Annotated in this window: 24 protein-coding genes and 1 pseudogene; 17 read left to right on the plus strand and 8 right to left on the minus strand. The window is 39.8% G+C overall.

All coding sequences use genetic code 11. From position 1 onward, the window contains the following. The first annotated feature begins 7 nt into the window (after window positions 1-7). Window positions 8-1852 carry a pyruvate oxidase gene (gene spxB, locus AC3XNE_RS05240; protein ID WP_489833257.1) on the plus strand — a complete coding sequence of 615 codons (1845 nt, stop codon included), beginning with the start codon at window positions 8-10 and terminating at the stop codon, window positions 1850-1852. Between the two features lie 262 nt (window positions 1853-2114). On the opposite strand, the gene AC3XNE_RS05245 is transcribed toward spxB, so the two are convergent. Further along, window positions 2115-2261, minus strand: coding sequence for a 50S ribosomal protein L4 (locus AC3XNE_RS05245; RefSeq protein ID WP_489833258.1), 147 nt, complete (start codon window positions 2259-2261; stop codon window positions 2115-2117). A gap of 150 nt (window positions 2262-2411) precedes the next feature. Next, window positions 2412-3866, minus strand: a complete 1455-nt coding sequence (locus AC3XNE_RS05250) for a DHA2 family efflux MFS transporter permease subunit (protein WP_489833259.1) — start codon at window positions 3864-3866, stop codon at window positions 2412-2414. Window positions 3867-4631: 765 nt separating this feature from the next. On the opposite strand from AC3XNE_RS05250, the gene AC3XNE_RS05255 reads away from it, so the two are divergent. The 12 genes from AC3XNE_RS05255 (at window position 4632) to AC3XNE_RS05310 (ending at window position 19528) form a co-directional block, all read left to right on the plus strand. Beyond that, window positions 4632-6074, plus strand: coding sequence for an APC family permease (locus tag AC3XNE_RS05255; RefSeq protein WP_489833260.1), 1443 nt, complete (start codon window positions 4632-4634; stop codon window positions 6072-6074). Between the two features lie 13 nt (window positions 6075-6087). Next, window positions 6088-7425, plus strand: a complete 1338-nt coding sequence (locus AC3XNE_RS05260; RefSeq protein ID WP_489833261.1) for an aspartate aminotransferase family protein — start codon at window positions 6088-6090, stop codon at window positions 7423-7425. A gap of 172 nt (window positions 7426-7597) precedes the next feature. Continuing rightward, window positions 7598-7864 carry a pyrimidine-nucleoside phosphorylase gene (locus AC3XNE_RS05265; RefSeq protein ID WP_489833262.1) on the plus strand — a complete coding sequence of 89 codons (267 nt, stop codon included), beginning with the start codon at window positions 7598-7600 and terminating at the stop codon, window positions 7862-7864. Window positions 7865-8143: 279 nt separating this feature from the next. Next, entirely contained in the window at window positions 8144-8365 is a 222-nt protein-coding gene (locus AC3XNE_RS05270) for a hypothetical protein (RefSeq protein WP_489833263.1), read from the plus strand. Between the two features lie 184 nt (window positions 8366-8549). After that, window positions 8550-9494, plus strand: a complete 945-nt coding sequence (locus AC3XNE_RS05275) for a nucleoside hydrolase (protein ID WP_489833264.1) — start codon at window positions 8550-8552, stop codon at window positions 9492-9494. A gap of 648 nt (window positions 9495-10142) precedes the next feature. After that, entirely contained in the window at window positions 10143-11336 is a 1194-nt protein-coding gene (locus AC3XNE_RS05280) for a quaternary amine ABC transporter ATP-binding protein (protein WP_489833265.1), read from the plus strand. Next, a complete protein-coding gene (locus AC3XNE_RS05285) occupies window positions 11336-12178 on the plus strand; it encodes an ABC transporter permease (protein ID WP_489833266.1) in 843 nt (280 codons plus the stop codon). Before AC3XNE_RS05280 ends, AC3XNE_RS05285 begins: the two co-directional genes overlap by 1 nt. 12 nt (window positions 12179-12190) lie before the next feature. Then, window positions 12191-13099, plus strand: coding sequence for a glycine betaine ABC transporter substrate-binding protein (locus tag AC3XNE_RS05290; protein WP_489833267.1), 909 nt, complete (start codon window positions 12191-12193; stop codon window positions 13097-13099). Between the two features lie 906 nt (window positions 13100-14005). After that, entirely contained in the window at window positions 14006-16666 is a 2661-nt protein-coding gene (locus AC3XNE_RS05295; RefSeq protein WP_489833268.1) for an HAD-IC family P-type ATPase, read from the plus strand. A gap of 229 nt (window positions 16667-16895) precedes the next feature. Further along, window positions 16896-17825: a magnesium transporter CorA family protein gene (locus AC3XNE_RS05300; protein ID WP_489833269.1), complete on the plus strand. Its 930-nt coding sequence runs from the start codon at window positions 16896-16898 to the stop codon at window positions 17823-17825. A 21-nt stretch (window positions 17826-17846) separates the two neighbouring features. Next, window positions 17847-18653: a Cof-type HAD-IIB family hydrolase gene (locus AC3XNE_RS05305; RefSeq protein ID WP_489833270.1), complete on the plus strand. Its 807-nt coding sequence runs from the start codon at window positions 17847-17849 to the stop codon at window positions 18651-18653. A 14-nt stretch (window positions 18654-18667) separates the two neighbouring features. Then, entirely contained in the window at window positions 18668-19528 is an 861-nt protein-coding gene (locus tag AC3XNE_RS05310; RefSeq protein ID WP_489833271.1) for a helix-turn-helix domain-containing protein, read from the plus strand. 165 nt (window positions 19529-19693) lie between these two features. On the opposite strand, the gene AC3XNE_RS05315 is transcribed toward AC3XNE_RS05310, so the two are convergent. Next, window positions 19694-20365 carry a PAS domain-containing protein gene (locus tag AC3XNE_RS05315; RefSeq protein WP_489833272.1) on the minus strand — a complete coding sequence of 224 codons (672 nt, stop codon included), beginning with the start codon at window positions 20363-20365 and terminating at the stop codon, window positions 19694-19696. 355 nt (window positions 20366-20720) lie between these two features. After that, a pseudogene (locus AC3XNE_RS05320) lies at window positions 20721-21067 on the minus strand (winged helix-turn-helix transcriptional regulator). Window positions 21068-21194: 127 nt separating this feature from the next. Between AC3XNE_RS05320 and AC3XNE_RS05325 the strand changes: the two are divergent. After that, window positions 21195-21707 carry a type 1 glutamine amidotransferase domain-containing protein gene (locus AC3XNE_RS05325; RefSeq protein WP_489833273.1) on the plus strand — a complete coding sequence of 171 codons (513 nt, stop codon included), beginning with the start codon at window positions 21195-21197 and terminating at the stop codon, window positions 21705-21707. A gap of 243 nt (window positions 21708-21950) precedes the next feature. Then, a complete protein-coding gene (locus tag AC3XNE_RS05330; protein WP_489833274.1) occupies window positions 21951-22730 on the plus strand; it encodes a TraX family protein in 780 nt (259 codons plus the stop codon). A 261-nt stretch (window positions 22731-22991) separates the two neighbouring features. Here the strand turns inward: AC3XNE_RS05330 and AC3XNE_RS05335 are convergent, their stop codons facing one another. From AC3XNE_RS05335 to AC3XNE_RS05345, 3 genes are all read right to left on the minus strand, one after another. Then, window positions 22992-23555: a YcxB family protein gene (locus AC3XNE_RS05335; RefSeq protein WP_489833275.1), complete on the minus strand. Its 564-nt coding sequence runs from the start codon at window positions 23553-23555 to the stop codon at window positions 22992-22994. Between the two features lie 52 nt (window positions 23556-23607). Further along, window positions 23608-23949: a hypothetical protein gene (locus AC3XNE_RS05340; protein ID WP_489833276.1), complete on the minus strand. Its 342-nt coding sequence runs from the start codon at window positions 23947-23949 to the stop codon at window positions 23608-23610. Window positions 23950-24187: 238 nt separating this feature from the next. Next, window positions 24188-24625 carry a MerR family transcriptional regulator gene (locus AC3XNE_RS05345; RefSeq protein WP_489833277.1) on the minus strand — a complete coding sequence of 146 codons (438 nt, stop codon included), beginning with the start codon at window positions 24623-24625 and terminating at the stop codon, window positions 24188-24190. Window positions 24626-24760: 135 nt separating this feature from the next. On the opposite strand from AC3XNE_RS05345, the gene AC3XNE_RS05350 reads away from it, so the two are divergent. After that, complete coding sequence (locus tag AC3XNE_RS05350; RefSeq protein ID WP_489833278.1) at window positions 24761-25084, plus strand: carboxymuconolactone decarboxylase family protein; 324 nt, start codon at window positions 24761-24763, stop codon at window positions 25082-25084. A 31-nt stretch (window positions 25085-25115) separates the two neighbouring features. Next, a complete protein-coding gene (locus AC3XNE_RS05355; RefSeq protein WP_489833279.1) occupies window positions 25116-25526 on the plus strand; it encodes a cupin domain-containing protein in 411 nt (136 codons plus the stop codon). A gap of 196 nt (window positions 25527-25722) precedes the next feature. On the opposite strand, the gene AC3XNE_RS05360 is transcribed toward AC3XNE_RS05355, so the two are convergent. Beyond that, window positions 25723-26151 carry a MerR family transcriptional regulator gene (locus AC3XNE_RS05360; RefSeq protein ID WP_489833280.1) on the minus strand — a complete coding sequence of 143 codons (429 nt, stop codon included), beginning with the start codon at window positions 26149-26151 and terminating at the stop codon, window positions 25723-25725. Between the last annotated feature and the right edge of the window lie 99 nt (window positions 26152-26250).

Here is a 26250-nt window from a genome sequence, read left to right on the forward strand (position 1 = left end):
TGTTTTTATGACTGAAATGATCAGCGGTTCAGATGCAGTTTTAAAAGTTATTGAAGAGTGGGGTGTCGATCATATTTATGGTTATCCGGGTGGTTCGTTTGATTCAACAATGAACGCTTTGTATAACCAAAGTAACAAAATGAAGTTTATCCAAGTTCGCCATGAAGAGGCCGGTTCTTTGGCCGCTTCTGCTGATTCTAAATTAACAGGCAAAATTGGTGTTTGTTTTGGATCTGCAGGCCCTGGCGCCGTTCACTTGATGAATGGGTTATATGACGCCAAACATGATCATACGCCGCTTTTGGCGATCGTTGCACAGGTCCCTTCGAAGAAAATGAACATCGATTTCTTCCAAGCTATAAACGAAGAACCGATTTTCGATGATGTCGCCGTTTGGAACAAAACAGCGATGTCTGCTGAAAGCTTGCCAGGCATGGTCGATGAAGCTATCCGCCAGGCATATAAGCACAGTGGCGTTGCGGTCGTAACTATTCCTAAGGATTTTGGTTGGGCTTCGATCCCTGATACCTATGTCTCAAATGCTAAGAACCATGTGACTCCTCTTTATCCAGAACCACAGGCAGATAAGATCGCAGAAGCAGCTAAATTGATCAAAGAAGCAGAAAACCCAATTATTTATTTTGGTATCGGTGCAAAACATGCAGCTGAAGAGTTAAAAGCATTGTCTGAAAAATACAAGATGCCAATGATCTCCTCTGTTTTAGCTAAAGGTATTCTTGAAGAGAAGTACCCTGCATATCTTGGTTCATCGGGTCGGGTGGCTCCAAAACCGGGTGCAGAATTGGGCTTCGCTACTGATTTGATAGTTTGGGTCGGTACAGACTCACCATTTAGTTTGTACTTGTTCAACAAGTCAGCTAAAATGGTCCAAATCGATGTCGACAATGAGAAGATCGGGAAACGCCATTCGGTGGATGTTCCTGTTTTGGCAGATGCTAAAAAAGCTTTGGCTGCCTTGGTTGAAGCTGGCGACAAAGTTGAGGACAGACCATTCTATAATGCAGCTGTTGCAAACAAGCAAAACTGGGTCGACTGGCAAGATAGCTTTAAGGATAGCGAAGAAGTTCCGTTGCGTCCTGAACCAGTATTTGATGTGATCAACAAGACTGCTAGTGATAAGGCTGTATTTGCCGTCGACGTTGGTAATGTCAACATTAACTTTGAACGTTTGGTTGACATTCATGCTGATCAAAAGTGGACCACTTCTGGTCAGTACGCAACTATGGGTTATGGCTTGCCAGCTTCAATAGCTGCTAAGATCGAATACCCACATCGCGATGTTTACAGTTTGAGTGGTGATGGCGGATTCGCAATGTTAATGGAAGAACTGTTGACACAAGTGAAGTATGGCTTGCACATTGTTAACATTGTTTTCAGTAACGAAACACTTGGCTTTATAGAAGCAGAACAACGTGACGATAGTGAACAGCCACTATCCGGCGTTGACATTCAAGCTACAGATTGGGCAACTGCAGCTAAAGGCTTGGGTTGTGAGACATACACGGTTAAGACTTTGGATGATTTCAAAAACGCTATGAAATCAGCTGCTCAAACAGAAGCTCCTGTTTTGATCGATATCAAGTTTACTCATGAAATGCCGTTTACTACACAGCACATGTTTTTAGACCCAGCGACATCTTCTCAAGAAGACATTGATGCTTTCGTAGAAAAATACCAGGCACAAGGTTTGAAACCATTTAGTTATTTCTTGGAACAAGCTGGTGTAGGTGAAGACGCTGTAAGTGGCGCCTCAGTTTCTGAAGACTCAACGACAGATCCTGCAATCAAACAAGCGAATATTGATGCAACTAGTGGTGCGTCCTTGTCTTAAGTGAGTATTATAATAACAAGCTCCTAGCTACTCCATTTTGAATGAAGTAGTTAGGAGCTTGTTATGTATCTTTTAAAGGAATAAATTTGATCCTGGTTAAAGAATGTGACTATAACTATAGCAAAGTAATAACCGCAACCTATAAAGCGGTTAAAAGTTTACGGAAGTAGTAACCATAAATAGAAATACGGTTAGAAGTCCTGTAAAGTAATGACCGCAAACAAAAAAGCTGATCCAACTCTGGCAAAGTAACTCCGGCTTATCATTTGAAATTCGATTGAAATATCATATGGCAGTTCGGACAAGAATTCCAGCCGTAACTGATCTGCATCGGTTTGCCACAACGGGGGCAGTAGCCATGGATCGGCTCCTTTAGTTTCTTGAAACTTTTATTTTCTTCATCTGACATTTTACACACTTCTTTTGCTATTGTTATCAAACGTGACAAGCATCTTTTCAATGAATAAACTAAACCCCACAACTTAAAAAGTAAACAAAAAAGTTGAAATAACTTGATTGCTTTATATCTTACTAGCAAGTTATTTCAACTTTATGTGTTTTATTTATTTTTCTGATCCTTAAAGGATAGTGCAATGATCATTCCTACGATCGTCAAAACAAGGGTGAAGAAGAAACCATAGTGAGCTCCGTTTGTAAATGAAGCTGCAGCATTAACACCTGAATAAGCATTTTGACCCAATGCCAAAAAACTAGTTGCTAAAGCTGTGGCAATTGCACCGATCACTTGTTGAAGAGTATTTAAGATCGTACTCCCATCGGCCGACTGTACACCTTCGAGTGAATTTAAAGCATGCGTTTGTGAAGGAGACATAGCTAAAGGACAGCCGATCATTAAGATCACGTGTGCAGTGATAACGTAGGCGATCGATGAATCTTTCGTAGCAAAAAGTAACATTACTGTTCCAATAGCGGCGATCAAAAATCCTAACGTTGCCGGCTTTTTTGCTCCAATAGCGTCATACAAACGTCCAGCGAATGCTGAAGTTATGGCATTAATTATACCGCCAGGTAACATAATGATACCTGTTAGAGCAACAGCCAGTAACATCCCGCGTTGAATGTATTGAGGCAATAAGTACATTGAAGACAAGATGATCGCAAAATCGATCATGACACATGCAGTACCTTTGGCAAAAGAAGACTTAGCGAAAACACTCAAATTTAAAACTGGCGCTTCAATATTTAGTTGCCGATGAACATATGCTGCGAGTACTAACACACCTACGATCAACATTCCTAAAACAATTGGTGAAGTCCAGCCGAGGCTCGAAGCAAAACTTGCTCCCATTACTAAACAGGAGAAGGCAACGATCGATTCAAGCAGGGATAAAACGTCAACATGTGGTTTGGTAACTTTACCCACATTTTCTAGACCGACTAAACTTAAGATCAATGCGATCGCTAAAAATGGTACAAAGAACCAAAAAATCCAGTTCCATGACAATTTACCTAAAATCAATCCAGTGACTGTAGGACCAACGGCGGGGGCAAACATGATGACTAAAGCACACATCCCCATAGCAGTCCCGAGTTTATAAGGAGGGAAAACTGTCATTGCTACCGTAAACATCAATGGTAGTATCAAACCAGTTGCGATACCCTGGATCATTCGACCGACTAACAAGACGCCAAAATTAGGAGCAAGTGCTGAAATTACGGCACCTGTGATGAAATCTACTAGCCCAAAAATAACGATTTGACGAGTAGTGAACCATTTGGTGATCAAACTTGAGAAGGGTAAAATAATCCCGATGACTAACATATAACCCGTAACGAGCCATTGTGCAGCGCTTGCCTCTAACCCAAAAGTATTCATTAAACTTGGAAGTGCAATGTTTAATGATGTTTCTGATAACATACCAACGAAAGCCCCGATCATCATACCGGCCATCGCCATCCAAGGACGCTTGACCTCGACTTGTGGCTTTTGCAATTCATTTGGCTGTGTTTCTGATAATTCCACTAAAAAAACCTCTCTTTTCTGAAAATACATACTACTAAGTAGTATCTTAATGAAATAATGTAGCGCAGTCTCGTAATTCTAAGAGTTAAAACAATGAATATAGACAAGAATAATTACAAACTAACTATCGTTTTTTGCCTAAAAATTGCTAGACTGCTTTTTGGCGCAATGTGATCATATTACCAGAAAAAAATGACTCGTGTAAGACTTTTTTCAGAAATGTTTCATCGATAAATGCAAACATGGATTTGTCAGCAATGTAAATTTCACAGTAAAATGGAATAAAGATAGTTAAGATTATTTATTTTAAATGTGAAAAAGGCTCATCTTATTGTCAATGTGGTAATTTGTTAATACCATTAGTCAATTCATATTTTTAAATACGTTTTATCTAAATTAAAAAGGTGCTTGACTTTACAATAGTGTGGGGTTAAATTAGTTTATAATTAAATTAGGATGAAAATGTGTTGAAGAGGATCGTCAGTGACTATGAATAAGACAGAGAAGTTTTTTTGCTGAGAGAAACTAGACAGGTCGTTGATATCTCACCTCTGAACAGTGGAAGTGAAATTTTTAGTAACTTTTGATGGTTATCCACCATTATCCGGATAAATGTTGCACTAGTTGCGACATTTTTAAGATCTCACGTAGTCGGTGGGATGAAGATAGGTGGTACCGCGACAAAACGCCCTATGGAACTTAGCAGTTTCGTAGGGCGTTTTTTGTTTTCTATGAAAAAAATTTTCACTGTATTTAAGCATTCTAAAATATTACATAGTTATGGGAGGAAAACATATGGCTAATATCTGGAAGAAGATGACACGAAAGGAAGATCCGGAAGTATATAAGAGTAAGGATAAACATCTGATGCAAGTTTTGGAGGTCAAGGATTTTCTGGCTCTTGGTGTAGGCACGATCGTGTCAACTTCGATTTTCACGTTACCGGGGGTCGTTGCTGCTGAACATGCTGGTCCAGCAGTTGCACTTTCCTTTTTGGCCGCAGCTGTGGTTGCTGCATTGGTAGCTTTCGCGTACGCAGAAATGTCTTCTACTATGCCTTTTGCTGGTTCAGCTTATTCATGGATCAACGTTGTTTTTGGGGAAGGCTTTGGTTGGATCGCAGGCTGGGCCTTACTAGCGGAGTACTTTATTGCTGTTGCCTTTGTTGGATCAGGATTGTCGGCCAACTTGCGTGGGTTGCTTTCTCCGCTTGGTGTCGAGTTACCAAAGCAGCTTTCTAATACTATGGGAACTAATGGCGGTTGGTTCGACTTGCTTGCTGTCGTATCAATGTTAATAGTGGCCTTTATTTTATCACGTGGTGCATCACAAGCTGCCCGTGTAGAAAATATCTTAGTAGTATTGAAAGTTATAGCCGTTATAGTTTTCTTGGTCGTCGGGGCAACTGCTATCAAAGGTGAAAATTATGTACCGTTTATCCCTAAATATCACGCAAATCCTGATGGTTCTGCTTTCGGTGGTTGGCAAGGGATCTACGCAGGAGTTTCTTCGATCTTTTTGTCATATGTTGGTTTTGATTCTATTGCTTCAAATGCAGCCGAGGCAAAAAATCCTTCTAAAACAATGCCACGCGGCATCTTGGGTTCTTTAGTGATCGCTGTGACCTTGTTTGTTGCTGTGGCTTTGGTCTTGGTCGGGATGTTTAAGTATTCCAACTATGCTAACAATGCTGAACCGGTCGGTTGGGCTTTGCGCCATGCAGGACATCCGCTCGTTGCAACGGTTGTTTCAACTATTGCTGTAGTCGGAATGTTCACTGCTTTGATCGGAATGATGTTGGCAGGTTCACGTTTGTTATATTCTTTCGGTCGTGATGGTATGTTGCCTAAGTGGTTGGGCCAATTGAACAAGAATAACTTGCCTAACCATGCTTTGTTTTTCGTGACAACGATCGCTGTGATCATTGGTGCATTCTTGCCATTCGTCACTTTGTCACAGTTGATCTCGGCCGGAACACTGATCGCGTTTATGTTTGTTTCGCTAGGTATTTATAGGCTTCGTCCACGTGAGGGACATGATCTACCGGAGCCAGGGTTTAAGATGCCGTGGTATCCAGTGATGCCTGCTTTGGGATTTATTGGATCATTGATCGTCTTTTTAGGGTTAGGTGAACAAGCAAAAGTGTATTCTTTAGTATGGTTTGTAGTCGGGATCTTGATCTACTTCGCGTATGGAATGAAGAACTCTAATTTAAATAAGAAAGATACAAAAGAGTAGGAGGTCATTGTTGATGGGGGAAAATGAAAAAATTTTAGCAGATGAGAGACATTCTTTGTCACCGCAACGAGTACAATACTACGATATTGCGATCGAATCAGGTAAAGGAGCACTGTTACGTGATGCGAACGGCAAAGAATATATCGATTTGTTGGCAAGTGCTTCTTCGACCAATACGGGACATGCACATCCACATGTTGTGCAAGCTATCAGCGAACAAGCAAGCAAGTTGATCCAATACACACCGGCTTATTTTGCAAATGTTCCGTCAGCTAAGTTAGCTGATCGTCTATGCAAACTGGCACCTATATCTGGTCCTGTAAAGTTGAGCTGGGGGAATTCCGGATCCGATGCTAATGATGGGATCATTAAATTTGCGCGTGGATACACCGGCAGACAATATCTCGTCAGTTTTACCGGCGCCTACCATGGTTCAACTTATGGCTCAATGAGCATGTCCAGCTGTAGTTTGAATATGGCACGTAAAATGGGCCCGATGCTACCAGGAGTAGTTAAAGTTCCATATCCAGATGCCTGGGCTAGGTTGCCGGAAGAAACGGAAGATGACTTTGTTGAGCGAATGTTCGCGGCTTTTAAGCTCCCGTTTGAAACATACCTTCCTGCAGAAGAAACAGCCGTGATCTTGATCGAACCGATCCAAGGCGATGGAGGGATCACTAAGGCTCCACAGAAATTTATGGAAAGAGTTTATCATTTTGCTCATGAAAATGGGATCTTATTTGCAGTAGATGAGATCAACCAAGGTATGGGACGTACTGGCAAATGGTGGTCGATCCAAAACTTTCCGGGGATCGAACCAGATTTGATGAGTGTCGGCAAATCTCTTGCTTCAGGATTGCCGCTTAGTGCCGTTATCGGTCGTGCTGATATTATGGATAGCTTGGGCTCGCCAGCCAATGTTTATACGACTGCCGGTAATCCGGTTACGACAGCTGCTTCCTTGGCTACACTAGATGTATTCGAAGACGAGCAGTTAGTGGAACGGTCAGCTCGTTTAGGGCAAGTAGCACAAGACTTCTTTGAGAAGGAAAAAGAAAAGTATTCATTTATTGGTCAAGTTAGGATGTATGGCTTAGATGGGGGGATCGATATCGTTGATCAAGAAACAGGCGCACCGGATCGTGAAGCTACCACTAAAGTCATTTATAGGATGTTTGAGTTGGGTGTGTTGATCATTAGTCTTAAGGACAATGTCCTGCGCTTCCAGCCTCCTTTGGTCATTACGGATGAACAGTTGAACCAAGCATTTAAAGTAATGGATCAGGCATTTGGTGAATTACAGGATGGCAAACTATCGTTACCAGAAAATGCGTCAAATATTGGCTGGTAATGTGATCGTAAACTAAATTTAGAAGTCAATTTCTATAACATAATTAAATGGTAATATTGAAAGGCGCCACCAAATTTTCTGTTTTTGAAAATTTGGTGTGCTTTTTTTGTTTAGGCTATGAACAAAATTTCAAGCACAGTACAAAATTGAATTACCTGCTCAAACCGACGGCGTGGTCGCAGATTTAAAGGCAGACGAAATTGGTATTGCTAGTATGATGCTGGGCGGGGGTCGACAAAAAGCAGCGGATCAATTGGATCATAGTGTAGGGACCGACTTGCATAAAAAAATCGGCGATGATGTTAAAAAGGATGGATCGTTACTGACCATTTACAGTAATAGAGAGAATGTGGACGACATTAAAGAATTGCTCTACCAAAATATCAAAATTGCAGCTACAGCAGAAAAACCTCAGATGGTATATCGTGTTTTAGAATAAAAAAGGTGTAAGTTAGAGCCCACTTTGAAAATGAATTGACGGGTACTAAATTTTCATTTATTATTTGTGACAATTACAACTTGACCGAATACTAAATATGGCGCAGAGTTTAAAGTGGTGGCAAGATAAAATGTTGGTCCAAAAAAGTAAATGCGAGTTAGTGATTATTTGCAATTACTGACTCGTTTTTGCATGAACGCACAAAAGGCTAATTATTTTGATTATCTGTCATTATAAATTATTTGGATAATGTTAAAATTGATGTAAGCGAGGAGAAAAATGGGATTTTCAACCATAGTGATTTTTGCATTTGTATTCACCGTTGATATTTGGGCTATGATCCATGATATCAAGCATTACCGCAGTGGTACCGACGAGTTGGGTAAGGCTAGTTCTAAACGTAGGAAATCGATAACTAAAGTTAACATCGGGATAGATATTTTTTTAATGATTATCATGGTGGGATATTTAATTTCCGAATTTAGCCAGATAAGTTCGTGAAAAATCTAAAATAAGTGTTTTACTTGTTGCATTGATCGACTTTTGCACTTGACGAGGGCTTGGAATTTACGTATTGTTAAGTAAATATGGTCAAGCTGGATGGCGTAGATTTTTTATCAGTATTAGTGGTTTTCCGGTTTTGTCCAGATTATGTGAGCTTACTGTTAGAGCTGGAGGTTATTAAATGCGTAATTTTTATTTTAATCATGACGGAAATGTTGATGATCTAGTTTCACTATTATTGTTGTTACAAATGCCAGATGTTAATTTGTTGGGTGTGGGAGTAACTGATGCTGATGGATATGTTGATCCAGCTTCATCAGCTTCTCGGAAGATCATCGATCGTTTTGGGCATGATGGTCGTAAACCTGCAGATGTTGCCAAGTCTAATTCGCGGGCTAAGCACCAATTTCCAGATGATTGGCGGTTAAGTGCATTTTCATTTGAAGATTTTCCACTCTTAAATGAGCACGGCGGACAGCCGCGGACACCTTTAGCTGAGAAACCAGGTCACTTAGATATGATTGAGAAACTGCAAAGTTCTAGTGAAAAAGTAACTTTAGTTATGACTGGACCGCTTACGGACCTTGCTAGGGCTCTAGAAATTGATCCTACGATCACAGCTAAGATCCGCAAGCTTTATTGGATGGGTGGAGCGTTAGGTAGCCAAGGCAATGTTGCTACACCTGGAGCTGATGATACGATGGAATGGAATGCATACTGGGACGCAGAGGCAGTGAAAACTGTCTGGGATTCCAGTATCGATATTGTCATGGTAGGTCTTGATAGCACTGACCAAGTTCCTTTAACTTCAGAGCTTCGTTTACGTTGGGCATCACAAAGAACTTACCCAGCTTTGGATCTGATCGGACAAGGTTATTCATTAGTACATTCATTTGAAGCAAATTCAATTTATTATTTATGGGATGTTTTGACCACTTTAAGTAGCCGTTATCCAGAGTTGGTCGAGTCAAAACAAGTCAAAACTGATGTTATTACGTCAGGTTCATCTGAAGGCCGGACCTACGAAACTGAAGATGGCAGGGAAGTTACATTTGTCACGAGTGTTGATGCAGCTGCCTTCTATGACAAAATTGAAGAATTAGCTAAATCAGCCCCGAACAATTAAAGGGCAGTGTGAGAGCCGAGTTTAGAAATTAAAAAAATATTAAAACAAAAATATTTAGATACGCACTTTTGTTTATTATAGTGCGTATTTTTTATTAGAAATTTTTAGATCCAAAAGAATAAAATTTTAAGAGTTGTCTTTAAAACTGTTTTGCCGGACTTTTGGAACGATACTTGTTTCTGAAAGATATTAAAAATATCGGCCACAAATGTTAAGAAAACCTTAAGATAGAAAATAGAAGGCCATATAATTCGGATTGGCTTCTAATTTATGATAAGCTGATTTTAATTATTCGGCTGTAACATTTTTGTAATGTTGGACCACTAAATAGTTTTATAAGTAATTTTCAGCGTGGCCGACCAAAGCTATAAAAGCATCGATCGGTTTTTTTGTATCATTTTTTCCGTTTGATCCGGTTAATGATGGAGTATTGCGTAATTATTTAAAACGTTGGTTCAAGCTGTAGATTGTTCAAGTCTTTTTTATTCGAGCAGAAGGGTCAGTCAAATATACGACTGGTCTAACGAATTTCAACTGCTAGGGCAGTGTGACAGGAACTAGATATTTTCAGTCGATGGTTTTCAATTGTTTAAATAGTACCTGCACTCTTCGCAGCATAAGAAAGCACGGATTTATTGGAGGCATGTAATGACAGAGAAAGTTAAAGTTAAACACTTAACTAAAATTTTTGGCAAACAAATTCCTCAAGCAAAGGAGCTCCTCAAGCAAGGTAAAACTAAAGAGGAGATCCTTGCCGAAACTGGCTGTACGGTCGGTGTCAGTGACGCTACCTTTTCAGTCGATAAAGGAGAGATATTTGTTGTCATGGGATTGTCCGGTAGTGGTAAGTCAACACTGATCCGGATGGTCAATCGTTTGATCAATTCGACTGATGGAGATGTCGAAATTGATGGTCAAAGTGTAATGGGATTAGATAAAGAAGGACTGCGAAAGCTGCGCCAAGATAAATTTGGAATGGTATTTCAAAACTTTGCTTTGTTCCCACACTTGACGGTTTTACAAAATGCAGAGTACGGGTTAGCACTTAAAAAGATCGACCAAGAAACACAAGAGAAAAAGGCTAAGGATGCTTTGGAACTTGTTGGTTTGAATGGTTATGATCAACAATATCCTGATCAGTTATCTGGTGGTATGCAACAACGTGTTGGTTTAGCACGTGCATTGGCTAATGATGCAGAGATCTTACTTATGGACGAAGCCTTTTCCGCTTTGGATCCGTTATACCGGAAGGAAATGCAAGATCTTTTGTTGCAGATCCAAGAGAAAATGCATAAAACAGTTATTTTTATCGGCCATGATTTGAACGAAGCCCTTAAATTGGGTGACCGGATCATGATCATGCGTGATGGCGTAGTTCAACAGATCGGTGAACCTGAAGAGATCCTGACCCATCCTAAAAACGATTATGTTGAACGCTTTATTGAAGGCGTTGACCGGACGCAAGTGCTCACAGCAAGCAGCGTGATGGCCGAAGCCCACGTAGTTAATATCGCTAAAGCCGGCCCACGGGTTGCTTTACGGCGGATGCGGGATAATGATATTTCCTCGATCTATGTTGTGGATAATGAAAACAAGTTCGTTGGTTTCGCAGATGCGGATGATGTGTCCGAACTAGTCAAGCAGGGCAGCAAGGACTTGAAGTCGGTCTTGAAGACTGATGTTCCGAAGACCCACGTTGATACACCGATCAACGATCTGATCAACGATATTTCGAAGACGCCAATTCCTTATATCGTAGTTGATGACGATGATCATCTCTTAGGGATCATCTTACGTGGGACTGTCTTGGCAGCAATTTCTGGTGAAGAGGTGAGCGCTTAATGGATAAAATCGGTTCATTACCTTTGGCTGACTGGATCAACTCTGGTGTTGATTGGATCAGTCAGTTTACAGGTTTTTTCAATAGTATTACGGCCTTCTTCCAAGCGATCATTGACGGGATACAATGGGTCTTTGATCTCTTGCCTGAATGGTTGTTCATTTTGGTGATCTTAGGTTTGACCTACTGGGTCAAGCGTGGTCAAAAGAAAGTCGGCTTTATGGTCTTTGAAGTCCTAGGTCTACTGTTGATCTGGAACTTAGGTTACTGGCGTGACATGACGCAGACCTTAACACTGGTATTATCTTCCAGTGTGATCGCGATCATTATCGGGGTCCCTCTTGGGATCTGGATGGCTAAGAGTTCGAAAGCAGAAGTTGTGATCAAACCGATCCTGGACTTCATGCAGACTCTGCCAGCCTTCGTTTACTTGATCCCAGCCGTTGCGTTCTTCGGAATCGGGATGGTCCCAGGTGTATTTGCTTCCGTGATCTTCGCTATGCCGCCAACAGTACGGATGACTAACCTTGGTATCCGTCAAGTTCCGGAAGATCTGATCGAAGCTGCCGATTCCTTTGGTTCGACTAGCTGGCAAAAATTGATCGGCCTGCAGTTACCAATGGCCAAGACCACGATCATGTCCGGTGTTAACCAGACTATGATGCTGGGACTTTCAATGGTCGTTATTGCATCTATGATCGGTGCTCTTGGTTTAGGTACACAGGTTTACTTCGCTGTTGGACGTAACGATGCTGGTGCAGGTTTCGCTTCTGGTATCGCCGTGGTTATCGTCGCTATCATCTTGGACCGGATCACTCAGTCGTTCAACAAGACATCCAGATAAGGAGTGATCATATTGAAGAAAAAAATCCTTCGTTATCTGAAATTAGCGACTGTGGCTTTAGGATTAGCTGTAATCGTTAGTGCTTGTGCTGAACCGCCTAAGTATAATTCTCATAAGAAATTAGGACCTCAGATCAACTATACGCTCACGGGGATCGAAGCTGGTGCGGGGATCACTGATAGTACAGAAACAGCCTTAAGTGAGTATCATTTGAAACAAGCAAACTGGCAAATTATGCCAAGTTCTACGGCTGCCATGGTAAGTACTCTAGATAAAGCGATCAAAAATAAACAACCGATCGTTGTAACAGGTTGGCAACCTCACTGGATGTTTGCAAAATATCCATTGAAGTTCTTGGATGATCCTAAACACGCCTATGGTAAGGGTGAATCAATGCGGTCTGTTACTCGTAACGGCTTTAAACAAGATAATCCAGGTGCTAACAAACTTTTAGAGAACTTCCACTGGTCGATCAAGATGTCTAATCCGTTAATGGTCAAAATCAATAACGGGATGGATAAGCAAAAGGCTGTGGATCAATTTATCAAGACCCATCCAAAACAAGTCAAAGAGTGGTTAAAAGGCGTACCTGATGGAAAGGGTAAAGCAATCAAAATTGGCTATACACCATATGATTATGAGATAGCTGCCACAACCTTGGTCACAACTCTTTTGAAGCAAAAGGGTTATGATGCAACGATGCAACAACTTGACGTTGGTATTATGTGGAGTGCGATCTCTACTGGTAAATTAGATGCATCGGTTACAGTTGAACTTCCTGTTACCCATAAGCTATACGCGCAGAAATATAAGGGTAAATATGTGGAGGTTCGGCAAAACCTGACAGGTGCTAAAACTGGTTTAGCCGTTCCGACATATATGAAAAACATTAATACGATCGATGATCTTAAAAATAAATAAGGTCGATCGATGAGTCTTGAGAGGCATGACCTCAACAATAAAGAGCGAGTTGAAATTCCTACACAAAAGAGGGAGTTTTGGCTCGCTTTTTGCGCATTTTTTAGGGGGGTAATTGCTTTGTTCATAGTTGAACTCCAAAAGCCAAGCCTCTCCGCTTATTTTTTAAGCGTCTCGTTTTGCTCAGTTTTGTAGTCGAGCTGCACCTGGCAGAAGGTTACGCCTAACCAACTTTCACACTACAATGCTGAAGGACGCATTATAGCGTGAAAGTTAATTAGTGCTCGCCTTCTGGTTCTGGACGCCATGCTTTGCTTTGTGTTCTTAGTCGAGCTACAGCAAGCCAAGTCTTTCCGCTCATCCAAGCCGGGCACTACATCGCTGAAAAGCGCGCTATAGTGCCTGGCTTGGATGATGCTCGAGACTTAAGCGGCTTGTTACTCTCTGTTTTGTAGTCGGGTTTCGTGAGGCAGAAAGTTCCGCTTATCTCAGTCCAGCCACACAGCGCCAAGCCCGCGCTATATGGCTAGACTACGATAGCGCTCGCTTTTTCCCGCTTCACTACACCCTGTTTTTCAAGCGAAATTATTTGATGTGACAGTTTAAATGCGTGAGAATAGTCATAGTTAAACTTATTAAGTAAGCTAGCTTATGATTTTATTAAGAATAGGCAACTTTAACATTATTATAAATTGATTTGGTATTGTTGATATAAGGATAAATACATGTTCAGCGAGGTGAGGCAATAGATGGATGCAGATCCAGGAGCGTGTTGGTGTTTTGTTTTGAGTTGTATCCTGCTTGAATAGTTCACTAAAAGGAATATCAACCATTTATGTGTTGGTATAGTTACTGTTTATTTAAGGTCATTATTTTTGACTAGTGAATTATTTAGGAGAGTGAAACGGAATGGAACATTATCAAGAAAAGACTGAAGAATTAAAAAGTAAATATCGAGCGCAGGACTTTGAAAATGGTTTGACAAGTGAAGAGGCTGAAAAGCGACTGCGACAGGATGGACCAAACAAGATCGAGAGTAAAAAGTCACCCAAATGGAAAATATTTTTACGTCAGTTTGACAATATGATCACTTATATACTGATCGCTGCAATGGCTATGACGTTGCTGGTCGGTGATCAGACTGATACATTGGTTATTGGTCTGGTAGTTGTGATCAACGCATTTATTGGATACTTTCAGGAATCCAATGCAGCCGATGCTTTAGCTCAGATCCAGCAAATGTTGGCAGTCGAAGCAACTGTTTATCGAGATGATACGCGAATAGATGTCTCAGCGGAAGATCTAGTTAAAGGCGATGTTGTTTTTTTAGAAGCTGGTGATAGTGTGCCGGCTGACTTGCGGATCGTGCAATCTGCAAACTTGCGGATCCAAGAGTCTTCATTGACTGGTGAAACGGATGCTGTAACCAAAAGTGAAGATGACATCACTGAAACTAAGGTGCCATTAGCTGATCAAAGTAACATGGCTTTTACATCGACTAGCGTTACTAATGGCTCTGGTTTGGGAGTGGTAGTTGCGACGGCTTCAGAAACAGAGATCGGTCAGATATCTACCGCGGTTGCCGAGGCAAAGCCTAAAGAAACTCCAATGATGAAAGAAATTGGTAATTTGGGAAAAGGGACCTCGATCGGGATCTTGATCGTAGCTGTTATCTTATTTGTCATTGGTTTATTCTTGCAAATTTATTCTTTACCAGTCTTAGCTTTAGCAGTTGTCACAATGGTCGTAGGTTCTATTCCTGAAGGTTTGCCGGCGACAACGTCTGTGATCTTAGCATTAGGTGTTTCAGATATGGCTAAGAATAAGAAAACGATCGTTAAGACTTTACCTGCTGTTGAGACATTGGGAGCCGTTGACATTATTGCCACTGACAAAACAGGGACTTTAACTAAAAATGAAATGACAATGACTGATATCATTACACAAAAGGAGCGTTACAAGTTAACTGGGACTGGCTATACACCAACTGGAACCTTACAGTTGGCGGGGAAAAATACGGATCCTAATACAACAGTCAGAAAATTTTTGACGGCTGGTTTCGCTGCTAATGATACGGAACTTGATAAAGATGATGAAGGCATTTATCAAATTAACGGTGAGCCGACCGATGGGGCCTTTTTAACGGCTTATTATAAAATTATGGGCTCAAGTACCGAGCCAGACTATGAGTCGCTAGATATGTTGCCATTTGACTCGGAGTATCGTTATATTGCACGTTTGGTCAGGGACAAGGCGACGGGCGAAAAATTGCTTTATGTCAAGGGTTCGCCGGATAAGATCTTTGAGATGGTCGTCAATAATGGACAGAGTTTTGACCAAAAATATTGGCGACAAGAGGTCGAAGAATTGGCTGCTTCTGGTAAAAGAGTGGTTGCTGTCGGCGTCACAAGCGTGCCAGAAAGTGTTGAAGAGGTAACACATGAACTGTTACAAGAAGGCATTAGTTTTCTTGGCTTGGCAGGTATTATTGACCCTCCACGTCCTGAAGTTATTGCAACTTTGCAACAGTTAAACAGTGCGCACGTGCAGGTTAAAATGATCACTGGTGATTCCCCAGTAACAGCCGCTGCTATCGGACAGCAACTAGGATTGGCTGACCATATCCATTCGATCACAGGTCCACAATGGGATGAGCTAGACGAAGATCAGCAACAAGATGCTGCCAAGGAAAATCAAGTTTTTGCTAGGACTACACCGCAAAATAAATTGGAGATCGTTGAGGCTTTAGAAAGATCCGAAGAGGTCACTGCCATGATCGGTGATGGTGTTAATGATGCTCCGGCGTTGAAAACTGCCGATATTGGCGTTTCGATGGGGGTCAAAGGTACAGATGTCGCTAGAGATGCTGCAGACATGATCTTGACTGACGATAACTTCACTACGATGGGGACTGCTATCAAGGAAGGTCGCAGGATCTATGACAACATCAAGAAAAGTATCTTGTTCTTGTTACCAACTTCCTTCGCTGAAGGATTGATCGTGTTCTTTTCTATCTTATTAGATAGGCCATTACCACTAACACCGAGTCAGTTGTTATGGATCAATATGGTATCCGCCGTTACGATCCAGTTTGCATTTATCTTTGAGCCTGCCGAAACTGGGATCATGCATCGAAGGCCACGCGCCCATGGACAGTCGATGGTTACAAGACATGATGTTGTCCAGATGATCTATGTTTCATTCATCATTGCAGGAACAGGTTTGGTGGGACATTCATTCTTGTTAGCTGAGGGTGCAAGTCATATTGTGGCAAGTACATTGATGGTCAACATTATTATTGGTGGCAAGATTTTTTATCTCTTTAACATTCGAACAGCTAATTTTGCTTTATCGAAAGATATTCTGGCTAATAAAAAGGCATTTTTGGTTATTGGTATCATGTTGATCTTACAGATACTTTTAGCCTATGTGCCATTTATGCAGGAGTTGTTCTCAACAACTGGAGTCAGTGCTTTGTCCTTTATTTTGTCCTTGCTTTCTGGAGTTGTAGTTTTTATTGTAGTGGAATTAGACAAACTTGTAAGGAAGGCCATTTTAAAAGCGGAGTAATTTGGGTTTAGTTATTATTAAAGTAAAAGCTACAGGTCATTAATTATTATGGCCTGTATTTTTTTGGCTTGAGTTGACAAATTGAGCTTTGTTTTTCAAATTGTTGTTGGACAAAGCATTGTTCACCCATAGAAGGTCTGACAAAATTCCGATAAAACATGAAACATGGTTTAGCACCTAATAAAAAGACTGCTATAATAAAACTATCAGTAGGAAGGCGGGTGTATCTATGTATCGAGAAGACAAATTGTGGGATAACTCACGTTGGATCGATGTGACTGACCCAACTGAAGATGACTTACAAAAATTGCAGCAGGATTTTGCACTGCCTCGCAAATATCGGTCATACATTCTTGACCCAAGAGAACGTTCACGCTTTGATTATAGTGAAGAAACTAAAATGGGCTTGCTGATCTGGCGAGTTGCAGTTTCAGACAAACAAAACGGTGGTTTTAAAGTTTTACCTGTGAGTTTCATTATTTGCGAAAAATATTTGATCTCAGTGGTCAATAAAGAAGCAAAATGGGTCACAGAAGAACTTAAAGACTTGCTGCATAAACTTAAGCAAGCTAAGGCCGAACACATAACGCCTGTTATTTTATTACTACGGCTGTTGTGGAAAACCAACGATGAGTATGTTGACCAAATAGATGCGATCAACGGACGACGTGAAGATTTGGCTAACTATCATAGACACCCAACTAATCGACAGATCGCTGACTTGTCAGAGTTAAGTGACCAGCTAGTTTATTTAACAACTGCGACTGATAATAATGTCGTAGCAATTCAACAAATGGAGTTGAGTAGTAATTCTAATAGTGACGCATTTCAACTGAACGCTAAGGAACACGATTTTTTGAGTGATGTTGAGATCGAAACTAAACAAAGTCAGCAGATCACTCAAGATGCAGCTGACTTAGTTGATCGTTTGTCAAATACTTACAATAACATTTTAAATAATAACTTGAATGATACGATGCGGTTTTTGACAGTGTGGTCTTTAATATTGGCAGTCCCCCCGATAGTTTCAGGCTTTTATGGGATGAATGTGCATCTGCCGTGGGCCAAAGGAGAATTTGCCTGGGTCACGACTTTAATTATGACCTTGGTATTGATCGTGCTCACAATGTGGATCTATCGTCATTACCACTCAAAGTAAAATAGTAAAGGGGAATAAAATATGATTACAACTATTGCATTAGATTTGGATAATACGCTTTTGAATTCTAATAAAGAGATCTCTGCTGAAAACGAAAAAGTTCTCAAACAATTACATGAAGCCGGCAAACGGGTGGTTTTATGTACCGGACGACCGTTAGGAGCTGTGCAACATTTGATAAAACAGCTCGAATTAACAAAGCCTGCTGACTTCTCGATCACTTTCAATGGTGGTTTAGTTCAAAATAACGTTACACAAGAGATCTTAGCCCAGACAACTCTAAATAAAACACAGGTAGAAACGCTGTACAAAGATGCTAAAGAGCGCAACTACCCCTTAGATGTTTTAGGTCCAGACAAAGTCTACTCGTTGATCGAGTGTGGTAAGTCTGATTATGAAACATTTATGAATGGAATGATCCCGTTTGAAAATATAACTTTTGCCGACCTGCCATCCGACCAAACTTTTGGGAAAGTAGTTTGTTCTGCTCCAGCTGACACAGTGACTGCTACACGTGCCGGTTTACCAGAAGATATCAAGGATAATTTCCACGTTGTGCCTTCTCGTCGTGAACTCTTAGAGTTTTTACCTGCAAGTGTCAATAAAGCTCGTGGTTTAGGACAATTACTGTCTCACTTTGGGGAAACACTTGATGATCTGATGGCATTTGGTGATGAAGAAAATGACTTAGAAATGTTGCAAGCAGCTGAGATCGGTGTGGCGATGGGTAACGCGATCCCCATGATCAAAGAGGCTGCAAATGATGAAACGTTAGATAATAATGATGATGGTGTTGCTGCATATCTTAAAAAGTATTTTGAACTTTAATTTGGGAGAAGAATATGGATAAGATCAATACTAAAAAATTTATTAATGCGAGAAAGGGTCTAGGTTTATCTCAAATGGAGTTGTGTAAGGGTATTTGTACCCAAGCGACTTTGAGTAAGTTTGAACATTACGGTAAAGCCCCGTCTATTCAAGTGTTGCTCAAGTTGTGTAAGCGTCTTGGCCTGACATTAGATGAAGTTTTTCCGACAGTACCACTGTCTATGTCAACTGAAACTAAAACTCTTGATCAAGCTGAGTTTGAATTGATCCAAAGTGAGTATGAGACTGCTCAACAAAAATTGGATCGGCTTGATTTTGAGAAGCTTGAGCATGATCGTCAGCTGCAGTATTCTTTTGTGCAAGGCTATATTTATGCATTAGGTACTGGTCCGATAGAAAATTCTTTATATTTTTTTAATATGATCTTAAGTGAACTTGATAATGAACACCAAACGATCTTTTCTTTGCTAGCATATACCGGTAGTGGGATCGCTTATAGTAGGAAAGGAGATCCAGGTAAGGCGGAATATTTCTTCCAAAAAGTTTTTGCTAAGTTAGAAAGTCATACACTGGCGGATATAAAAACTATTTGGCGAGTGTTAAATATGATTTTTTACACTGCAGATTACTTTGGTAGCATTGGAGATCATTCTGTGAGTGATCCATTATTAGACTATGGGTATGAAGTATGTTCGCAAAACCATGTCACTTACTACTTAGCTCGGATCTTATTCCGTAAAGCTCAGAATTGTTCTGACCAGGATGCTCCACGAAACGAAGTAGTGGTTTTATTGAATGATGCCCTTGCCTTTGCACGTCTTAATAACAATCAGATATTATTAAGAAAAATCTCTGATGCCTTGCAGACTGTCTGAGCTTTATCAAGCTAAAAACTGCCACTTTGCTGAAAAAATTTTTACAGTAAAGCGGCAGTTTTTGTATAGATTTAGAAGTGTTATTTATGGGAAAGATAAGGATGTTTAGACCAGGAGCAACTGTTTTGCGGGCAACTTTAACTGCTATAGTCTTGTCAGCAAAAATCAGTCTTGTTGCGATGGGCTTGTCGTTGCATCTGCTTCCTCGGTCTTTTCTTGATGTTGTGACGGACCAGTCACTGTGTCAGCCTTGGCATTTGGGTCGTCGACCAGTTTTTGACCGGTATGTTTTAAATACCACTTAATGTCGGGCATTAAATCATAAATTTGTTCGTTAACACCGCGGTACCTGCCATCTGAGTCGTGCATGGCAATATAATCATGAAGAACACACTTATCTGGACCGTTACCAGGAACTGCTAGTCTGAATTTTTTCTTTTGACCCTTACGCAGCATGTTTACCACGGCCGCTGCTCCTTTTCTCGCTCTTGGGGGATGACAATATGCGATGGCATTGCCGACTTGGCTTGGTTTTCTACCTGCAAGCATTTCGTCAGCGGGCATCATGTTATTGTAATATAAAAATTGGTTGTTATCATCTGCGAAAGTTAGTTCAAATGGCATGGAATTTAAAAAGTAATTTATTTGATCAACGGTGAGCAAACCACAGTCTAATTTAACGTAAGTGTCACCACTGATAGCTTGCGTCTTTTCAGTTGCTTGTTCGATCCAAGTATCTGAATCTTTTTCTATCCCCTTAACCGTTGTGTCAATGTCTTGTTGAGAAAAGAGATCTTCTTGTTGCGACTCTGTGTTTTGGCTATTGTTTTCAGTCATATTAGATGTCCTCCTTAAATTGTAACCACTCTACATATATAATAACGCTTTCTTGTGAATTTTTCAACTAAATATATAATATAGCTATATTATATAAGTTAAATTATATAAAATTGTAATAATAGCTTTTAAATAAAAAATAGCGTGAAACTTCTTATACACGGAAATTTCACACTACTATTGTCTACGTTTTATTCTACTAGTCTGCTCAAGATCACTTTCATTTAAAAAATAAGCTTACCTATATTTGAAATTTTCTAACTAGGAATGGAGCTTTAGCTGTTCGCTAGTGCTTACCTTAGGGATCTTATTATTGTTTTGCTTCATCTTCGTTGATGTTAAATTTAGGAGTTACTTAAAGTTGATTGATCCGAGCAGTTCCCCATGCATACATTTGGTTAATGATCGTTGCCCCAGGTCAGTAATTTCATAGTAAACATGGACCTGTGAGTCGGATTCTACTCTGCGAGAGATCAGCTGATCTTCTTCCATTTCTCTTAACTGATTAGTTAATACTTTGTGGGAAGCTTTGGGTAATAAACGCATCAACTGGTTAAAACGATAGGGACCTTCAGTTCCTAAATGGAATAGAATAACAATTTTCCACTTTCCACTAAACATTGAGAGAGTCAGCTCTTTGGCACAACTATAATCGCCATCTTCTAGGCGCTGTTTGACATCTTTACGAACGACATCGGTCATAATAACATCACTTTCCTAATTTATTTTTACCTAGAATACCACAGGGCACTTTAAAGTGCGTTATTGTATCAAATAGGAACTAGGTTTATTATATATACTAACATAAAGTTGAAAGGAAGTATTCTTAATGAGTAAAGTTGCTGTAATCGTAACAAATGATGTAGAAGATGTTGAATTCACATCCCCTGTTGACTCTTTGAAGGCTGCCGGCCATGATGTCACAGTCATTGAAAATGAAGCAGGCAGCAAGATCACAGGTAAACATGGTCTTGAATTAACGGCTGATAAAGGTATTGCTGATGTTTCTGTTGATGATTTTGATGCATTATTGATCCCAGGCGGTTTTTCACCCGACCAATTACGTGTTGACGAGCGTTTTGTTGATTTTGTCAAGGGCTTCTTATTGAGTAACAAGAATGTCTTTGCAATTTGCCACGGACCGCAATTATTTGTTCAATCCGGTTTAGCTTCAGCATTGAAATTAACTGCTTATGAATCGGTTCGTCCTGATTTGTTCTATGCCGGTGCACAAGTGCTTGACGAACCAGTTGTGATCGATGAAAAGCACAAGTTGATCACAAGCCGGACACCAGATGATCTCGATGACTTCAACCGTGAGATCACTGACGCTTTAGCATAAAATAGATCTGTAGCTTGACCTGAATTTAAGCAAGTAAATGATAATAACTGGTATAATAAGGCTAGTCGTTGATAAAAATAGTCCAGAAATCATTTTTGGTTTCTGGACTATTTTCATTTGTTCTGTAAATTTAGCAAACTATTTAATTTTAAACTAATCTTCTTTGCTAAATTTTGGCAGGAGTGTAAAATACATCTTTGTAGAATTTTTATTGTATAATAAATTAAATGTTTGGGGGATAAAATGACAAATGTTAAAGGATTTCAAGGTTTTTCGACCTTTGATTTAAAAGTTATCGGGATCATTTTGATGGTCGTTGATCACTTTTACCAGATGTTTCAACCACTAGGCGCACCAAATTGGATAGATTGGTTCGGTCGCCCAGTTGCAACGATTTTCTTTTTCACAAGTGTGGTAGGTTTTAGTCATACTCACGACAAAAAGAAATATATGAGCCGGTTGTTTATTTTTATGGCATTAATGTCGCTGATAACCAATTTGCTAGAAAAAACGATCGGTTTTGACAAAGTGGTCTTGATCAATAATATTTTTCGTGATCTGTTCATTGGGACAATGTTTATGGCTGGGATCGATCACTTTCAGGCAGTTAAAACTGGTAGTAAAGCTAAACATATTTTGCTAGGGATACTATGGTTTGCTTTACCGTTTATTTTTACCATAGTAGTTACAATAATAGTCGGTAATCATTCGATACCGATCACCATAATGCAGATAGTGGTAGGCATTTCTCCGGCAATAATCCTGGCCGAAAATAATTTTATGGTTTTACTGATCCCATTACTGTATCTGTTTAGGGATAAACGAAAAATCCAGTGCTTGCTGATTATTTTAACAGCCTTGATCTATGGAATAGTTGGTTCTACACAATGGATCATGGTTTTTGCGATCATCCCGATTTTTCTATATAACGGGCAAAAAGGCCCCGGAATGAAATATTTCTTTTATATATTTTATCCAGCACATATTGCAGCCTTATATGCGTTGGCCGCTTTTTTGTATTAAAAATTTAGAAGTAAAGTGCTGTTTTAGTAACAAAAATATAGTTTTGTAGGCCATGAGAAAGTAAAAAAGGAGAACCGTGTTAGCGCACAGTTCTCCTTTTTTACACCCCAAATAGAGTAGATGGTATTTTACATTGGGCCGTACTTTGTCAGGTGAGTAAGCTGTTAGTGGTTAATACAAAAATGGATAGCCCTTGGGACAAAAGTTACTATAAAATGTAACCCCTCAACTGATAAATTAACGGAATGGTGTCCATGCAATTTAACTGATAAGTAAGTTGTGCTTCCCCCATTGGTTAGGCTGGAGAACTTCTTGTAATAGCTTTTGAAATTCAGCGTGATCATCATTTTTAAAACTATTTTTATCGATAAGACCATAGCGATCGGACCGGATCTCAAAAACATAACAATCTTTTTGCTCCCAAAATTTCTCAATGATCGGCCATTGATAAAAGTAACTACTTCCTGGTTTTTTTACATAGAGGCCTTTGTCATTAAAAGTATAATGGAATACAACCGATTTTTTCTTTTTTGGGAAGACCTGTTTGCAAAGCATATGAATACCGATCTGTTTGGCACCCCAGAGGTCGTACCATATAAAAAATAAGCCAAATAGCATGACAAAGGATGTGAAGATGTCAAATGGATCCCAACCTTCATGATAGGAACTTATTTCAAACAAAGAGACTAAACAAAAAATGAAAAGCAAAAGACCGAATACAGTAACCACAGTTCTTGCTATAGGTATCCGGAGATGATTTTTAGAATAATATTTGTATATGTTGGCCATGGCTTTTTTATTCATGGTCGTTTCGCATTTCACCATTTGGCCACCTCCCTACTAAGAATAAAGTTCTATCGAGCAAATAATGTTTTGTTTATCCAAATAAACCGGCTTTTTTCCAACCTTGACTTTTAAGATGTGATCGCATAGCATCCTTGATCAGTGAAGTATCTAAAGATGACTTAACTAGACCGACATGTCCATCTTTTTTATCTTGGCCGATCCCAAAGGAAACGTTTTTTTGCAGAGATTTCCCCTTAAATGTTGAGGTGCTTTTGCTAAAGCTAAGCTTGCCTTTGGAAATATCAGCACTGGCTGCTTTTTCAAGCGTGTGTTCTTTTTCTTTACATTTACCATTACCCTTTAAAGTAACAATAAACTGATATTCTTTTTCTTCATCCGAAACATTTGCGGGTGAGAAGAAACGAGCGTCCATCCATTTCCAAGGGCTATGATCGAATGCTCCTTAACTTCGATTTTCCATGGTTGATCGTCGTTATTTAAGGCAGTTCAACTTCCGTAAGGACCGTCTTTTTATCTGTTGTCATTGAATTATCCTCCCTAGAATTTATTAATTTGTGAACCCCTGTGTTTTTCCAAACTATGAATTAATGATAGCGCATTCTTTCTTTGATTCATAGAAGTTACTTCCTATTACTGGAATTTAACTTTGATCACTCACTATGGCCTAATCGTTGCAGGTAATTAGCAAATCCTTCCTTATCAGAAATGATCCCGGCTTCCTTTGCCTCATACCAGTTGATTTTGTCATTTAGTATCTGTAAATGATGTTGGATCTCTGTAAATTGTTGCAGAAAATCGTGTTTGGTATTCTTTAGCAGCTCCAAGCGCTGTGGGATCGTAGAATCCCCTTGTTCACGCCACGTAATATATTGTTTGAGCTCCTCGATCTTCATACCAGTTCCCTTTAAGTGGCTTAAAAACTTGAACCAACTGACGTCTTCTTGTGTGTAGTAACGACGTCCATTGCTGTAACGGTGCGGTTTGATCAGGCCTTCGTTTTCATAATAGCGTAAGGTAGAAGCAGGTAGGTTAAATTTGCTGCTAAATTCACTGATATTATATGTCTGTGTATTGGTAATATTGGACAACTTGAATGGCTCCTTAAAGTTTAATTTAAAATATAGTATACACGAATTCTTCCCAAAAAAGGAGTTTAAGTTTTCAATTGACTTAAAGCCCACTTTAAGTAGTATGCTTGTATTAACTTAAAGGAGGGGTCTATTATGGCTAAGAAACAAACCGCGGGACAAGAACAACTAGGTGATTTTGCACCACAATTTGCTCATTTGAATGACGATGTTTTATTTGGCGAGGTGTGGGATAAAGAAGATGAGTTATCGGCTCATGACCGTTCGCTAATTACCATTAGTGCATTGATCGCCATGGGAAATACGGAACAATTAGCGACACATTTGCAAATTGGTAAAAACAACGGTATCACTCAACAGGAAATTGTAGCTGAGATCACTCATTTGGCATTTTATGTCGGTTGGCCAAAAGCTTGGTCGGCTTTTAACCGTGCAAAAGAAATTTGGCAGGAAAAGTAATTCGTAAAGTTATAAACAAGGAGGAGATAAGATGGCTGATAAAAAGGTTGAACAACCAGGAGTGTTTGCAACTGGTCCTAAGAATGATGCGTTTGCACAATATTTCATTGGACAAAGCTATAACAATTCACTAGTAACGCCAGGAGGCGACGTTAGCGTTCCAGTTGGGAATGTAACATTTGAACCTGGTTGTCGCAATAATTGGCACATTCACCATGATGGTAGTCAGATCTTGCTAGTTACCGGTGGTGAAGGCTGGTATCAAGAAGAAGGCAAACAAGCGCAATTGTTAAAACCAGGCGATGTAGTGATCGCACACGACGGGGTCAAACATTGGCACGGTGCAACTAAAAATTCTTGGTTTAGTCATTTAGCTATTACAACAGGTACTTCAGAATGGTTGGAGCCAGTTACGGACGATGAATATTCGAAGTTGCCTTAATTATTTTGTCTTTTAATGTGTCCCCTAATTAATAGCTCTCTATGTCTAATAATTATGGGGTACTTTATTTGTATATTTTTTGATTGAGAAGGAAAAAGACAGACTAAACTTCAGGTGGCTCAAAACTAAGCAACTTTTTTAGCCCTGTATTCTACTGCCATAGATGTAATTGTTTTGACGACCAAGCGTGGCCACTTTATTTAACAGCAGAGTTTTTATTTACGTCCTCTGTCCAAGTTTTGGGATTTAATGGATCTTTGTGTTCCTTTTGAGATAGCAACTGTCCATATATTTTTTCTTTATGGTTAAGAAACTTTAGTCTCTCTTGAGTGTCCTCGAGTTGTTGTTGAGCTTTGGCTTTTTGTTTTTGAATTAGTTGGTAACGCTCAGGAATTGTAGTTTCGCCTTCCAGACAGAGATCAACATAGTGCTTAACATCAGCAATACTCATGCCTGTTAAACGTAGAAAATGACATCCTTGCAGCCAATCTAGAGAGGTCTGATCAAAAAGACGTTGGTTATTTGGGCCGCGTTGAACTGTAGGGACAAGCCCTTGGTCAGTATAGTAGCGGATGGTATGTTCAGATATAGCAAGTTTTTCAGCAACTTCTTTGACTGATAACATTTAAATTACTCCTTTTTAATGATGCTTTTGTTTGGCTTCGCGTAACTCGAAGGGATTACACTTAGTATATATTATGAAAGAAAAGGGGTAAAGCAAATG

Source organism: Ligilactobacillus sp. JN-6 (Y).1 (assembly GCF_058111525.1).

Coding starts and splice junctions, on each gene's coding strand:
- AC3XNE_RS05335 (WP_489833275.1), bottom strand. CDS start 23,555: ATGGTGAAATGCGAAACGACCATGAATAAAAAAGCCATGGCCAACATA.
- AC3XNE_RS05310 (WP_489833271.1), top strand. CDS start 18,668: ATGGATAAGATCAATACTAAAAAATTTATTAATGCGAGAAAGGGTCTA.
- AC3XNE_RS05245 (WP_489833258.1), bottom strand. CDS start 2,261: ATGTCAGATGAAGAAAATAAAAGTTTCAAGAAACTAAAGGAGCCGATC.
- AC3XNE_RS05330 (WP_489833274.1), top strand. CDS start 21,951: ATGACAAATGTTAAAGGATTTCAAGGTTTTTCGACCTTTGATTTAAAA.
- AC3XNE_RS05250 (WP_489833259.1), bottom strand. CDS start 3,866: ATGTATTTTCAGAAAAGAGAGGTTTTTTTAGTGGAATTATCAGAAACA.
- AC3XNE_RS05280 (WP_489833265.1), top strand. CDS start 10,143: ATGACAGAGAAAGTTAAAGTTAAACACTTAACTAAAATTTTTGGCAAA.
- AC3XNE_RS05360 (WP_489833280.1), bottom strand. CDS start 26,151: ATGTTATCAGTCAAAGAAGTTGCTGAAAAACTTGCTATATCTGAACAT.
- AC3XNE_RS05300 (WP_489833269.1), top strand. CDS start 16,896: ATGTATCGAGAAGACAAATTGTGGGATAACTCACGTTGGATCGATGTG.
- AC3XNE_RS05285 (WP_489833266.1), top strand. CDS start 11,336: ATGGATAAAATCGGTTCATTACCTTTGGCTGACTGGATCAACTCTGGT.
- AC3XNE_RS05275 (WP_489833264.1), top strand. CDS start 8,550: ATGCGTAATTTTTATTTTAATCATGACGGAAATGTTGATGATCTAGTT.
- AC3XNE_RS05350 (WP_489833278.1), top strand. CDS start 24,761: ATGGCTAAGAAACAAACCGCGGGACAAGAACAACTAGGTGATTTTGCA.
- AC3XNE_RS05270 (WP_489833263.1), top strand. CDS start 8,144: ATGGGATTTTCAACCATAGTGATTTTTGCATTTGTATTCACCGTTGAT.
- AC3XNE_RS05255 (WP_489833260.1), top strand. CDS start 4,632: ATGGCTAATATCTGGAAGAAGATGACACGAAAGGAAGATCCGGAAGTA.
- spxB (WP_489833257.1), top strand. CDS start 8: ATGACTGAAATGATCAGCGGTTCAGATGCAGTTTTAAAAGTTATTGAA.
- AC3XNE_RS05355 (WP_489833279.1), top strand. CDS start 25,116: ATGGCTGATAAAAAGGTTGAACAACCAGGAGTGTTTGCAACTGGTCCT.
- AC3XNE_RS05340 (WP_489833276.1), bottom strand. CDS start 23,949: ATGGACGCTCGTTTCTTCTCACCCGCAAATGTTTCGGATGAAGAAAAA.
- AC3XNE_RS05315 (WP_489833272.1), bottom strand. CDS start 20,365: ATGACTGAAAACAATAGCCAAAACACAGAGTCGCAACAAGAAGATCTC.
- AC3XNE_RS05305 (WP_489833270.1), top strand. CDS start 17,847: ATGATTACAACTATTGCATTAGATTTGGATAATACGCTTTTGAATTCT.
- AC3XNE_RS05325 (WP_489833273.1), top strand. CDS start 21,195: ATGAGTAAAGTTGCTGTAATCGTAACAAATGATGTAGAAGATGTTGAA.
- AC3XNE_RS05295 (WP_489833268.1), top strand. CDS start 14,006: ATGGAACATTATCAAGAAAAGACTGAAGAATTAAAAAGTAAATATCGA.
- AC3XNE_RS05260 (WP_489833261.1), top strand. CDS start 6,088: ATGGGGGAAAATGAAAAAATTTTAGCAGATGAGAGACATTCTTTGTCA.